At 54.2% G+C, this 12,760-nt stretch carries 12 protein-coding genes; 10 read left to right on the plus strand and 2 right to left on the minus strand.

The genetic code is table 11. The features are described from left to right. On the plus strand, window positions 1-324 hold a 324-nt coding region (locus ACWI8T_RS05210; protein ID WP_449138198.1), incomplete at its 5' end, for a hypothetical protein. Window positions 325-351: 27 nt separating this feature from the next. Next, entirely contained in the window at window positions 352-948 is a 597-nt protein-coding gene (locus ACWI8T_RS05215; RefSeq protein ID WP_449138199.1) for a cysteine hydrolase family protein, read from the plus strand. A 167-nt stretch (window positions 949-1,115) separates the two neighbouring features. On the opposite strand, the gene ACWI8T_RS05220 is transcribed toward ACWI8T_RS05215, so the two are convergent. Both ACWI8T_RS05220 and ACWI8T_RS05225 read right to left on the minus strand, forming a co-directional pair. After that, the gene (locus ACWI8T_RS05220) at window positions 1,116-2,519 is read right to left on the minus strand and encodes a response regulator transcription factor (protein WP_449138200.1); all 1,404 of its coding nucleotides are present in this window, start codon (window positions 2,517-2,519) and stop codon (window positions 1,116-1,118) included. A 147-nt stretch (window positions 2,520-2,666) separates the two neighbouring features. Further along, on the minus strand, window positions 2,667-3,098 hold the full coding sequence (locus tag ACWI8T_RS05225) for an RrF2 family transcriptional regulator (RefSeq protein WP_114615481.1): 432 nt from the start codon (window positions 3,096-3,098) through the stop codon (window positions 2,667-2,669). Window positions 3,099-3,417: 319 nt separating this feature from the next. Between ACWI8T_RS05225 and cysK the strand changes: the two genes are divergently transcribed. The 8 genes from cysK to ACWI8T_RS05265 all read left to right on the plus strand — a co-directional run bounded on the left by cysK (window position 3,418) and on the right by ACWI8T_RS05265 (window position 12,666). Further along, the gene (cysK, locus tag ACWI8T_RS05230) at window positions 3,418-4,347 is read left to right on the plus strand and encodes a cysteine synthase A (protein ID WP_123219068.1); all 930 of its coding nucleotides are present in this window, start codon (window positions 3,418-3,420) and stop codon (window positions 4,345-4,347) included. A 132-nt stretch (window positions 4,348-4,479) separates the two neighbouring features. Next, the gene (locus tag ACWI8T_RS05235) at window positions 4,480-5,652 is read left to right on the plus strand and encodes a cysteine desulfurase family protein (protein ID WP_449138201.1); all 1,173 of its coding nucleotides are present in this window, start codon (window positions 4,480-4,482) and stop codon (window positions 5,650-5,652) included. Between the two features lie 46 nt (window positions 5,653-5,698). After that, a complete protein-coding gene (locus ACWI8T_RS05240; protein ID WP_449138202.1) occupies window positions 5,699-6,181 on the plus strand; it encodes a PaaI family thioesterase in 483 nt (160 codons plus the stop codon). Between the two features lie 270 nt (window positions 6,182-6,451). After that, entirely contained in the window at window positions 6,452-8,113 is a 1,662-nt protein-coding gene (gene dltA / locus ACWI8T_RS05245; RefSeq protein WP_449138203.1) for a D-alanine--poly(phosphoribitol) ligase subunit DltA, read from the plus strand. 10 nt (window positions 8,114-8,123) lie between these two features. Next, window positions 8,124-9,284: a D-alanyl-lipoteichoic acid biosynthesis protein DltB gene (dltB, locus tag ACWI8T_RS05250; RefSeq protein WP_449138204.1), complete on the plus strand. Its 1,161-nt coding sequence runs from the start codon at window positions 8,124-8,126 to the stop codon at window positions 9,282-9,284. Window positions 9,285-9,355: 71 nt separating this feature from the next. After that, a complete protein-coding gene (gene dltC, locus ACWI8T_RS05255; RefSeq protein WP_449138205.1) occupies window positions 9,356-9,610 on the plus strand; it encodes a D-alanine--poly(phosphoribitol) ligase subunit DltC in 255 nt (84 codons plus the stop codon). Between the two features lie 44 nt (window positions 9,611-9,654). Beyond that, a complete protein-coding gene (gene dltD / locus ACWI8T_RS05260) occupies window positions 9,655-10,848 on the plus strand; it encodes a D-alanyl-lipoteichoic acid biosynthesis protein DltD (protein ID WP_449138207.1) in 1,194 nt (397 codons plus the stop codon). Window positions 10,849-11,109: 261 nt separating this feature from the next. Continuing rightward, complete coding sequence (locus ACWI8T_RS05265) at window positions 11,110-12,666, plus strand: serine hydrolase domain-containing protein (protein WP_449138206.1); 1,557 nt, start codon at window positions 11,110-11,112, stop codon at window positions 12,664-12,666. The last annotated feature ends 94 nt before the right edge of the window (window positions 12,667-12,760 follow it).

Below are 12,760 nucleotides of genomic sequence, written 5' to 3' on the forward strand. Positions count from 1 at the left end.
GATGTGCCGGCTCGAACGACTCGCCTGCATGGCAATATCGGGCAAGCTTCGCAGCGCGTGCGCGTTTCGGGAGCTACCGTCGCCTCGACGAGAGTTTCTTCCGATGCCGAGGCGCGCGAGCGCGAGCGAAAGGCGCGCGTTCGCGCCCAGCTTATGGAGCAGGCTGCGAAGGAGAAGCAACGCGCTTCCGAAGTGAGAGAATATGAAGACGACACGCAGGCGCTCGCCGGCAGGCACGCATCGCGTCAGCGAGTTGTGCATGCGCGGCCCTCGAAGAACGCATCGAGCCGCGGTCGCGATACGCGCGGCAAACATCAGCGTTAAATGCGTAAGCCTCGCAGGAAGGAACACATGATGGCTTATATTCCCGTAGCGCAAAACACTCCCTGGCAGCAAACCGATGAGTTCGATATATCGAAAACGGCTGTGCTCGTCATCGATGTTTTGGGTGGCGAAGGGGGAGCGACTCCAGGTCTTGAGGACATGGCGTCGAACAGCGTGAAAATCGTGAAGGCTGCTCGCGCAAAAGGGTTGCCGGTCGTGTTCTCGTGCGATGCCCATATTCCTGGCCTTGATAAGGAATTGGAGCTTTGGGGCGAGCATGGCATTGTGGGCAGCGATGCGGCACAGCCTTTGGCTGATTTTGACGTGCAGGAAAGCGATTTCGTAATTTCGAAGCGCCGCTACGATGGCTTCTACCAAACCGATCTTGATTTGACGCTGCGTGAGCTGGGCGTCGACACGCTTATCGCCGTTGGCTGCGACACGAATATCTGCGTGCTGCAGACGCTTGCCGGCGCGTATTTCCGCGGGTATAAGACCATCGTTCCCGCCGACGCCACCGCGACGTTCCTCGTGGGAACCCAGGAAGGCGGCCTTGAGTACTTTACGCGTTGTTACGACTCGCGTGTGACTACAACCGAGTCTGTTCTGGAAAAGCTCCAATAAAAAGCAACTCGTCAATCGGTTTTCCGATTCGGATAATAGTCCGCAGGTGTGCCCGCTATTGGGAATGCGTGCGGGCTTTTTTTCGAGCCGAATGGCCGCTTCCATTAAAAATGGGCGTTGGCTCGCGCCAACGCCCAAGCTCGAACATGCAGGCACTCTCGAGGTTTTTATTTTTCTAATCCCGCTTCGTAGAGGGCGAGGATTTCAGCACGATTATGCGTGTTGCATTTGCGGTAGATATTGCGCACGTGCGTCTTCACGGTCGCTTCTGAAATGAAGAGATTCTCTTGAATGTATTTCAGCCCATGGCCCGTGAGCCACATTTCGCACACTTCCGATTCTCGGGGTGACAGCCCGTAGTGCTCGCAGAATTCGCGAATGGCGTCGCGCGAATCTTCAACGGGGGTTTCCTCAACGTGCACGCTGCTTTCGTCTGCCTCGATGTCGAAGTCGAGTACGAACTGGCCTTCCGAGAACATGAGTCCTACAGTCAGAACAATGAACATGAGCACAGCGGCGACAAAAATGGTCGACTGGCCTGCGCAAAGCGGTGCCACGATATGTCCCGAAACGTTGCCGGCGCATTCCGCGAACCAGCCAATGATGAACACGACCATAGGTTTCGCCGGGCTTTTCTTCGCGATAAGCAGGAGCATGATCCACATAAGCACGTCTGCCGTGATGAAGCCAGAAAACACCATCGACAGCGGCACGTTTTCGGAATTGGAGAACAGGAAGACGAGCGCCGCGAAACTCGCGAGCATCACCTTGTAGAGAATCGTCATATCGACCTTGCTGCGCAGCGTGAGTGCGCTTACGGCGAAGAAGACGAAGATGATAACGGGAATAATGAGGAATTTGATTCCGAAATCGAACGGTGGCTCGCTTGCCGGCATAAGGGCTCCGATGGACCCTAGTGCGAAAAAGGTGACGAAAAGCCCTGCGAGCGTGCGCCATTTCACGGATGCTTTGACATTGTCGATGAGCGAATGGGCTGCTTGTGCTGCGGTTTCTTGTTCGCCTGTTGTGGCGTGCGGCTTTTCAACAAGGGAATGGGGCATAAGCGCGAACGACGCGATTGGAAGCGCTGCGAGCAACAATGCGGAGATACCGATCGGAACCGCTGCTAATACGAGGCATAAAATCGCTGCGAAAAGAAACGAACATCCCGCAAGAAGCACCACATCGCGTGTGCTTAAGCAAGCGTAATTCTCGAACCACGAAGCGACGATGCCGATAAAGCAAAAGCCCGAAAGCAACAGGCCGAGCAGGGCAACGGGAGACGATGGGAGCATAGGATACGCGTAGAGAAGCGTTCCGATTGAGGCGCCCAGGGCAAAGAGGAACGAAAGCACCTTGCGGCCCGCGATTGTTTGCAGTTTGGGCGAAACGAGCAGCAGTATAAGGCCGCAAAGGGCCCCCGAAAGCATCGAGCCGCTTACGACAGTCGTTGAATCATGCGCGCCAAAAAGCGGCACGAACAGCAGCATGAACGACCATGCGTTCGTGAGGCCGTATCCAATGAATCGAATGTGGCGAATCGGGTTCGCCATCATCTCGTTGTGTTCCATGTTCCCTCCAATACCCAACGAGACATTATGCCATATCGTTGGTTTTCTTCATAAAAGCAAAGCTGCCACCCCGTGTCATGCGAGAGGCGGGGTGGCAGCATGGTTTGGCTTTGAGCATCGTGAGAGACTGGTTTTGCGTAAAGCGCCCTAAATAACGTAATTGTCGCCCGATTGGTACGGCGCAATCAAATCGGCCACGGTGATTCCGTCAAGGTATTCATTCACGACCTCATCGAGCCCTCTCCATAATGAAATCGTGCGGCAATCAAACATACGGGGGCATGATTCGGCGTTCGCCTCGAGGCAGGCGACGGGTGCGAGCGAACCTTCGGTCAAACGAAGCACTTCGCCTATGGTGTATTGGTCGGGTTCGCGCGTGAGGCGGTACCCGCCGCCTTTGCCGCGCAAGCCAACGAGCATATTGCTCTTCACGAGCGACTTGATAATGCTTTCCAGATATTTCTCGGAAATGTTTTGACGCGACGCAATTTCTTTCAGTGGAATGTATCCATCGGTCTGGTGCTCCGCGAGGTCGATCATAACGCGCAGGGCGTAGCGGCCCTTGGTTGAAACCATCATGGCAAGCCCTCCTTACGGGCGTAGAGTGAATGTGACGTTTCATGTATTAATCCTATTATATACAGGGTTGATAGGATTATATGAAAAATGTCGAGATGCTTTTAGTCGATAGAAAAAATTCGGGTGGGTGCTTGACACGTGTTCTCCAAATCATAAAATACCGTTATACCTACAGGAAAGGTGGGAATATGGAAATGAGGCATTGGAAGAGGGATGGCGTGGCGTCGTGTGCCGGCGAGCGATGTCGATGTTTGTGTGCCAGCGAACGGTAAGTTCGCGCTCGTTTTGTTTTCACCCCACTCTATAAAAGGAGATCCCCATGGCTGTATACACTTCCATTGACCAGCTTATTGGCAACACGCCGCTTCTGGAGCTCAGCAATATCGAGAAGAACCTCGACCTGAAAGCGAAGGTGCTCGTAAAGCTCGAGTATTTCAACCCCGCGGGCTCTGTGAAAGATCGTATCGCGAAGGCGATGCTTGACGATGCCGAAGCTGCTGGCAAGCTGAACAAAGATTCTGTGATCATTGAGCCTACGAGCGGCAATACGGGCGTCGGCTTGGCTTCGGTTGCTGCGGCTCGCGGCTATCGACTCATCATCACGATGCCTGAGACCATGTCTGTCGAGCGTCGTTTGCTCATGAAAGCTTACGGTGCTGAATTGGTGCTTACCGATGGTGCCAAGGGCATGAAGGGCGCTATTGCGAAAGCGGAAGAGCTTACCGCCGAGATTCCGAACAGCTTCATCGCGGGCCAGTTCACCAATCCTGCAAACCCTCAGGCCCATATCAAAACCACGGGTCCTGAGATTTGGAATGATACCGAGGGCAAGGTTGATGTCTTTGTTGCGGGCGTTGGCACGGGCGGCACGGTGACCGGCGTTGGCAAATACTTGAAATCTCAGAACCCCGATGTGAAGGTTGTCGCTGTTGAACCTGCGAGCTCTCCCGTGCTTTCGAAGGGCACTGCTGGCGCCCACAAGATTCAGGGCATTGGCGCAGGCTTTGTGCCCGACACGCTTGACACGAGCGTCTACGATGAGGTTATTGCCGTTGAAAACGACGATGCGTTCGAGACGGGCCGTTTGGTTGGCCATTCCGAAGGCGTTCTCGTGGGCATTTCGTCTGGCGCCGCCGTCTGGGCTGCGATTGAGCTTGCCAAGCGCCCCGAAAACGAGGGCAAAACCATCGTTGCCCTTCTTGCAGACACGGGTGAGCGCTACCTTTCTACTCCGCTGTTTACCGAATAACTGCCGTTGAAATGAAATGAAAGCCGTGATTGCCTATCGCGGCTTTTTGTTTGCCGAAATGAATTATGCTTGCTGCTGAAATTCGACACCGTGGCGCGATGCTTTGCTTTGCGCATTCGATTAAGGATCACCATGCAAGAGCCTGCTTGCAATGCTTATTTGGATAATGCTGCAACCACGCCCGTTATCGATGAGGCGATTGAAGCGATGAATGACGTGTTGCGCCATGCATGGGGCAATCCATCTTCGTCTCATAGGGTGGGCTATGCCGCGAAAGAGGTGCTCGAGCAATCGCGTGCCACGATCGCCGAATGCCTTGGCGTCGACGTCGACGAGATCTTCTTTACCTCCGGTGCGACCGAGGCCAATAACCTCGCCGTGCGCGGGGCTTGCATGGCGCGCAAGGGCGAATCACGCCGCATTGTGACGTCTTCCCTCGAACACGCTTCTGTTACAAGGTCGGTTCGTGGCATGCGGCGCGAGGGCTGGGATGTTGAGCATATTGAAGACGTCGCGGGCGATTTTGACATGGAGCAGCTGCACCGCGCTTTGCTCAAGCCCACGACGCTTATTTCTGTGATGCGTGTTCAAAACGAGCTCGGCTGGCTGCTTCCCGTTCCCGAAATCGTCGCTGCCCGTGATGAGCGTGCTCCAAGTGCGCTTGTCCATTGCGACGCGACGCAATCGTTTGGAAAGCTGCCAACGCTTCCCCGCGATTGGGGAGTCGATCTGCTTACCATTGCCGGCCATAAAATCGGCGGGCCGCGCGGCATTGGCGCGCTCTATGTGAAGCGCGGCACGCAGATGTTCACCAACGCCTTTGGTGGGGGCCAGGAGCGGGGCCTGCGGTCGGGCACTGAGCCGGTGTATTTAGCTGCGGGATTTGCGGTTGCCGCAAAAAAGGCTTGTGAGAATCGCGAGGCGAATCTCGCTCACGCCTACGGATTGAAAGTGCGTTTTGTCGAAGGACTGCACGATGCCGCCCCTGATGCCATCGTAAACTCCCGCGACGATGGCTCGCCTTATATCGTGAACGTGTCGCTGCCGAGCCTCTTCAGCCAAGATTTGCTTGACTTCTTGGGCGAGCGGGGCATTTTCATTTCTAAAGCTTCCGCATGTACCGAAAACCATACGACCGTTCCTAAAGGCACATGGCGTCCGAAGCACCCCTTGAGTCTCCAGGCGGCCGGAATTCCCTTGAAGCTCGGTAAATCGACGATTCGCGTAAGCTTTGGCTTCGATACCACGGTTGAAGAGGTTGACCTGCTTTTGCAGGGGATCAAAGATTTTTCGAATATGGGCTAGCTAATGCCGCGTGTATCATAGGTCAAGGGAAGATGAGAGGGAAATCATGAAACTTAATCCTGAATATGTCAAAGTCGCATCGAAGATGATCGATGAAAGCCCCTATCTCAAGCTGCTTGGCACCACGACCGAGCTGCTTGATGCCGGCCATTATCGTTGTCGCATGGAGCTTGACCGAAAGCATACGAACATGTTCGGTGGCATTAACGGGGGAGTGAATGCTGGGCTGCTCGATTCGGTGACGTATTGGTGCCTGTTGTGCTGCATGCCTGAAGACGTGGGCTACACCACCATCGACCTTACGGTGAACGACATGCACTCCGCCCACAGCGGAATCATGTATGCCGAGGGTGAAGTTATCAAGCACGGCCGAACTATAAGTCTTACCGAGGGGCGTATCACCGACGAAAAGGGAACCCTTATCGCATATGGCACGTCGAAATTGTTTGCTTCGCCCACGATTCAGCCCATGTCGCTCGCTGCGGAATATCTTGGAATTGGAGCCATGCCGCCGAAGTTTATCGATTGATTCGTCATTTCACTTTGTTAAGCGCACGGGCGCGCTGGCACTTCGGTTCGCTTGGAAGCCTTGAATAACACTTGGCAATTTTCTCATGTGCGTCGACGAGCGTACCTTTGCTTTTTCGCTTGAATTCTTCATGCATAGAGCATTGATTTTATGCGGTGCCGGTGTGGTGGCGCTTTGTGCGTCATGCGTCGAAACGATAACGGGCATAGAAACATTCTTTCAACAGAATTAAAGTGGCTCTATTAAAGGTCTCGTTTGTTGGGGGAATGCATGGTGTCGAACGCTTTCGTCGAATCGGTTGAAACGCAGGCGGCCATAGCGCCCCAGGCGATTGCTTTCGAGGCCGATTCCTGCTGCATGACGTATGGCGAACTCTCGTCGGCGTCGAACGCCATTGCCGCAAAGCTTCGCGAAATGACGTCTGATCGTTTCCCGATCGTGGTTTTCGGCCATAAGGATTTTCGCATGGTTGCAAGCTTCCTTGGCTGCTTGAAAAGTGGCCATGCCTTTGTACCCGTCGACGTGGAGCTTCCTGCATCGCGTATTGGCGATATCCTATCCCAGCTTGATTCCCCCTTCGTCGTGTGCGCCGCGCCTTTGTCTGGGGCGTTGGCTCCTTATGTCGCCACCGATCGCGTGCTCGATATATCCGGCTTTTCTGATCCCGTCGCGCTTATCGACGCGTTTTCTGGCTGCGACGCGCCTGCGAGCGATATATGGGTGAGCGGTGAGGAAACGCAATATATCATCTTCACGTCGGGCTCTACAGGCAAGCCGAAAGGTATCGAGATTTCGGCGAACAATGTGTGCAATTTCATGCAATGGGTGCGCACGTTCCCTGTAGTTCGCGAGGGCGGCCAGGTGTTTCTCGACCAGCCGCCGTATTCGTTCGACCTTTCCGAATACGAATTGGTCGGTGCGCTTTCGACGGGCGGCCGCATGCATGCCGTTTCCCATGAGCTCACGGCTGACACGCGCTCGTTGTTCGCCGATTTGGCGAAATCTGACGTTTCGGTATGGGTTTCGACCCCCTCGTTCGCTGATTTGTGCCTGGTCGACCCTTCGTTTTCCGAAAGCATGCTTCCAAGTGTGAAGCTCTTTCTTTTCTGCGGCGAGGCGTTGCGCCATGCGACAGCCGCTGCGCTCCGTGAGCGTTTTCCGCATGCCATCGTGGCGAACACGTATGGCCCAACGGAATCGACCGTGGCTGTGACGTATTGCGAGATCGGGGAAGCCGAACTTGCGAGCGACGCGCCGCTGCCGGCGGGTGCGCCGCGACCTGGTACCGAGATTCGCATTTGCGACCCGGAGACGGGAGAGTCGTGCGCGACCGGCGATTCGGGCGAAATCGTTATCGTGGGCGACACGGTGGCAAAGGGCTATTATCGCAATCCCGAGAAAACTCAAAAGGCGTTTTCACAATCGTCGCTCTGTGATGGAACGCAGGTGCGCGCGTATCGCACGGGCGATGCGGGGCATGTGGATGAACAGGGAGTTTTGCATTGCGAAGGTCGCTTCGACTCCCTCATCAAGCTCCATGGCTTCCGCATTGAGCTCGAAGATGTCGAAGAAAACATTCGCGCGCTCAGGGGCGTGAAGCAAGCGTGCGTCGTGCCGGTGGTTCATAAGGAAAGCATCGCGTATTTAAAGGCGTTCATCGTTCTGCAAAAGCACCCCGACGGAACGCCGGCGTATGAGGAGCTCGAGTCCGATGCGGCGGATTGCGCTGTTTGTTGCGACAACGGGGAGGGAAAGGTCGAGGTTCCCTCAAAGCTCGACCTGGAGCGCTCGCTTAAGGCGTCGCTTGCTGCGCGCATTCCTGAATATATGGTTCCTCGTCGCTTCGCCCTTATTGACGAAATGCCCTTGACCCCTAATGGGAAAATCGACCGCAAAGCGCTTGCGGCGCCTTCGCGCAGCAAGCGCGCGTAAGCTGGTCGTTATGTCGTTTTACGCTGATCCCAGTTTTTTCGTCCTGCTTTCCGTTGCTGTCGTGGGCGCGGCGGCGCTTGGCTTGCTCGAAAAACCCCTGAAGTGGTATGGTCTCGTTGCGTCATTGTTCTTTGTGGCCCTGCTTTTCATGAACGATGCTGCGCAATTTGCCTGCTTCGTGCTGTTTTTGGCTTCGTCTGCCGCGGGATGCGTCCTAATCATGCGCACACCGAAATCGAAATGGAGCTTTCGCATAGCGCTTGCGTTTACGCTGTACCCGCTTGTCGTATGCAAGGTGAGCGGTGCGTTTGATGCGAGCCTGCTTGGCTTTGCGGGCATTTCATATTTGACGTTCAAAGCAACTCAGGTTGTTATTGAAGTGCACGATGGCATCATTGAACGCATGAGCCCAAGCGATTGGCTGTGCTTCATCGTGTTCTTCCCCGTTTTTACCTCGGGACCGATTGACCGCAGCCGTCGTTTTGTCGAGGATCTTCATGCGACGCGTTCGCGCGACGAATATGCCGGGCTTCTCGCTCGAGGCATAGTGCTCATTGCGGCTGGCATGGTCTACAAAATGGTTATTGCCGCCTATATCTTCCGCCTCTATGACCCTCATGGGTGGGGAAATGCGGGGCTTGGCGTTGAGCTGTGGCAACAGGTCATCATCGCCTATCAATATGGCCTGTATTTGTTCTTCGATTTCGCGGGCTACAGTCTTATGGCGATGGGCGCGAGCTATTGCTTCGGTATTCGCACGCCGCGCAACTTCCGCGCCCCGTTTTTGGCGGTCGATATTAAAGATTTTTGGAATCGTTGGCACATCACGCTTTCCTTTTGGCTGCGTGACTTTGTGTTCATGCGTTTCTCGCGTTTCGCGTTGAAGCATAAGCTGTTTAAAAAACGTTTGCGCGTTGCTCAATGCGGTTTCATGGTGAACATGCTTCTTATGGGCGCATGGCATGGTTTGTCTGCCGATTATTTGCTGTATGGCCTGTTCCATGGCGTTTTGCTCGCGGCGACAGAAGCGTTTCAGAAAACGAAATTCTATAAAGCGCATAAGAAGGAACTGTGGTTTCGAGGCGTATCGTGGTTCGTGACGATGCAAGCGGTATTTTTCGGCTTTGCATTGTTTTCGGGGCAAATCACGCGTCTCGCATGTGGTGCATGATGCGTGACGTTGAGTGCGAAGCGAATTGAAGAGCGAAAACGCCGCGAGGCGTTGTTAGAAAGGAGACGGCAATGGCAACGATGACTCACGAGGAAGTCGAAGAGAAGATGCTCGACATGCTCGAGGAGGTATGCGGCGACGAAGAGGTTCGCGATCATCGCGATGAAGACCTTTTCGAGCTCGGGTTCCTCGATTCTATGGCGGCGGTCGAGCTGCTCGTCGATATCGAGGATGAATTCGACGTTTCGATTGCTCCTACCGAAGTTGAGCGAGAAGAGATGAATACGGTGAACTTGATTATCGAACAGGTTGAGAAACGCATGTAAGGGTTACGGAAACGGCGAAGGAAAGGAGGTGCGTTTTGGCCGAAATGGCACCTGAAAAGAAGGTTTCGGGCATGCTTCTTCTTAAGGGCGTTGTGGCCGGTCTTGTCGCAATCGCCTTTGTGGTGGGCGGCGTTTGCTGCGCGCTTCCGCGCCAGGGCGATGTGGCCGACCAAACGCGCCTCTACGATTACGTCTATTCGGGTACGAAATCGGAAAGCGTCGACTTTACGACGACGAACATGAGCGACGACGGCATTCTGACGTTTGGCACGTCAGAGCTCTATATTTCATCGCCGCTGGTGAATCAATGCCCTCAGAAAGTGTTTGGCGAAAGCGTGAGCGGCGTCGATATGACGTACGTGGGCGAGGCGTTCGACCAAAGTCTCTGGCAGGCGATTGCCGCCGGGGCATATGCGCCGGCGTCGAAGAATCGCAAAGTGGTGCTCATGCTTTCGCCGCAGTGGTTCTTCAAAGGCAACGGTCAGCAGTCGAAGCTCTCGTCGAAGTTTTCATATCAGCTGTACAAGGGTTTTTTGGAAAACGACTCCATCGGCGATGACACGAAGGCGTATGTTCGCCAGCGTCTTGAGACGCTCGGCGTTGATGGAACGCAAATTGCTGCTGCCAACGACGACACTTTTGTTGATGCGATTAATGACGCTGCGTATCAATTCTCAAATGACCTGCGCATTCGCAGTAAAATTGACGCGTTGGTGAAGGGGTCGCCCAAGAATTCCCCAACGAGATCGACTGGGGAGCCGACGGGGGAGCCCGACTGGGATGTGCTGCTTTCCGATGCGCAGGCGCAAGGCGAGCAGTCGTGCACCAATAACGATTACGGCATCCATGATGCTTATTGGGATAAAAACTCTCAGTACAAAAGCGAGCAAAATCAAGATTTCGTGCATGCCGATGATGAATGGGCCGATTTTCAGTGCTTGTTGAAGGTATGCAGGGAGGCGGGTCTTGAGCCGCTTGTTGTGATTCTGCCCATGCATGGCGGCTGGTATGACGAGATGGGTGTGACTTCTGACATTCGTGCCCAATTTTATGACCAGGCGCGCTCTTTGTGCGACGAGGCGGGCGTTGCCTATGCTGACTTTTCAAGCTGCGAATACGAAAAATATTTCCTGTGTGATACGGTGCATCCGGGCTGGATTGGCTGGGTGCGCATCGAGCATGCTGTGTATGATTTCGTGAATGGCCAAGATAATGCATTCCTAGGCGGTGCAGAATGACATTTCGCCAGTTTATGAAAGAGCGTCCAAACCTGCATACGATTTCTTGTGAAGTCATTGCGTTCGCCTGCGGCCACCCGATTGCTCTGACTGTCGGCGCCGGGCTGTTCTTGTTGATTGCGGGCTGCCTTGTATTTTGGTACGAAGTATTTTCGGGTTTCGCAGAGCCTGTTCAATTCATTTATGCTGCGTTTTAGCAGAGGATGTGGCGTAGTGCACCCGTTTCGTTCCATATACCTCATATGGGCAAGATTCGTCACGGTGGTTTTCATCGGCGTTCTCTGCTTTATCGCGGTATCGACTACGCACATGGCGTATGCCGGCGAGCCTGCGAAACAGGACGCTGTTTCTGCGACTTCGTCAATCGGCATTTCATCGACCGATTTGGATTCCGACGAGCTTTCGGCGGCGCTTGATTCGTATCTTTCGCGTAACGTTGGTCGCACTCACGAGCCAGGAGTAGCCGTTGCCGTTGTCACGAGCCAAGGGGTTGCGTATATGCGCACGTTTGGAACGTGTGAAAGTGCTGGTGACGCTTTCTATATCGGCTCATTGAGCAAGTCGATGTGCGCGGTTGCGATCATGCAGCTTGTGGAGCAGGGAAAAATCGACCTGGATGCTCCTGCGAGCGATTATGCTCCCGAATATCTCATATCTCCCGAGGTCAGTGTTCGAATGTTGCTCAATCAAACAAGCGGGTTCGGGTATTACGAGTCGCTCAACGAGGCAACGGTGGGGGACAGCTTCGGCGAGTTTTCGTACGCAAATGCCAATTATGACTTGCTCGGGCGCATCGTTGAGCATGTATCGGGGGAGTCGTATTCCGCATACATGGCGAAGCATGTTTTCGCTCCGCTCAATATGGTCGACTCTTCCGCGCAGGGCCTGCGCACGAATGATGTGCTTGGGGAATACGACAGCAACACTTTCGGCGGCATCAACGACGATGACCCCGATGATGCCGCGACGTATTCTGATTCAAGAAACGTGCTTGGCCACAGAAATTATTTCGGACGTTATGTGCAGGATGATTTTCAGCACGCCGAAAACGATGATGCATGGGGAGGACCTTCGTCGGGGTATGTTTCCGCAAGCATTCGCGACATGGCGAATTACCTGCAAATGTATTTGGCCGGCGGCAAGAATGTGCTCGATTATGACAGCATCATGCAGATGTTCATGAGCCGCGTGCCCGATCCGGACGGTGATTCATATTACGGAATGGGATGGACCTCGTACGACAACGACGGCGAGCTCATATTTTGTCACGATGGAGACGTTGAGACCAATGTAGCGAGCATGGCGATTTTGCCGGACCGTGACATTGGTGTGGTCGTGCTTGGTGATGGCTACGACTCGGTTGCGGGCAACTCGCTGTTCTTTAATTTGGCGAATGGCATTCTTGATGTCGCCATGGGCAATAATGCGGTCGATCTTGATGAAACGGAATACGACGAGGCGCATGCTGAGGCAAATGCGGAATGGGTGCATTTCTGGTTGATATGTGCACTTCCGTTGCTGTTTGTTCCTGTGTGGCGCTGGGCTGCGCGATTGCTTGTGCGGAAGATGGGAAAGACAGTCGTGCTTGCTGCGGCAATCGCCGATATCGCCTTGTTTGCCTGCGTGTTCATCTGGGCTATCGACTTCCCTCGAAACATGGGAACGCCCTGGCGTGATGTGTCGACATTCGACCCGTCTATCGCCCTGGGGCTGTATATCGGATTCGGCTTGTTTGTGGCTGCCGCTGTTGCTCGTATCGTTTCAGCGACAATAATTGCATGCAGAAGGCGAAAACAGCAGAACCATGCGCCTGAATGAGAATGCCCTCAACGTGCCCGCAAATGTCTAATGTAGAACTGAAAGGGGCTCCTTCGGGCGCCCCATTTTTATTGACGGGGGGTTTGGAAGAAAT

This window comes from Slackia sp. (assembly GCF_977041755.1).